Annotated in this window: 1 protein-coding gene; it reads left to right on the plus strand. The window is 37.2% G+C overall.

Annotated features, from left to right (window positions below; genetic code table 11):
• Nucleotides 1-370 (plus strand): transposase (locus HMPREF2837_RS10860; protein ID WP_148131841.1); only part of this gene is annotated, 370 nt, incomplete at its 5' end.
• Nucleotides 371-572 lie beyond the last annotated feature (202 nt).

A 572-nucleotide genomic window follows, 5' to 3' on the forward strand; every position in this document is an offset into this window, starting at 1 on the left:
CACAGCGACATCTATCATTGGCGAATTGGGAGATATTCGTCGCTTTCAGTCTACCAATCAAATCAACGCTTTTATTGGCATTGACCTGAGACACTATGAATCTGGGAACTTTCTCGCCAAGGAACACATTACTAAGCGAGGTAATCCCTATGCCAGAAAAATCTTGTTCATGTGCATTCATAACATCGCTTCAGCTAGTCATACCAATCCCTGCCATATCGCCGACTTTTATGAGAAACGAAAAAGACAATCGACAATAGCTTCAACCAAGCCACATGCGATTGCCTCTATACATCGTCTCATTCGAACAATGTATTACCTCATTACGCATAACAAACTTTACGATTACTCTTTGACCCAAAATCAATAAGGTTATCTATGCCGTATTATTATAACACCTTGTTTCAAAAAATACCTGATGAGGTGTTTTTTTAGCATGCCCTTTTATGGATCAATAAGTGGTAAAAATAAGACAGTAACCTCAGAATAGCTACTGTCTCATCTCTTTTTTTACTTAAAGCCCTTGATATATAGTATATTGAATCTAGAATAGTACACTATGACTGCTAAAA

It is taken from the genome of Streptococcus sp. HMSC071D03 (assembly GCF_001812125.1).
GTDB lineage: Bacteria > Bacillota > Bacilli > Lactobacillales > Streptococcaceae > Streptococcus > Streptococcus pseudopneumoniae_N.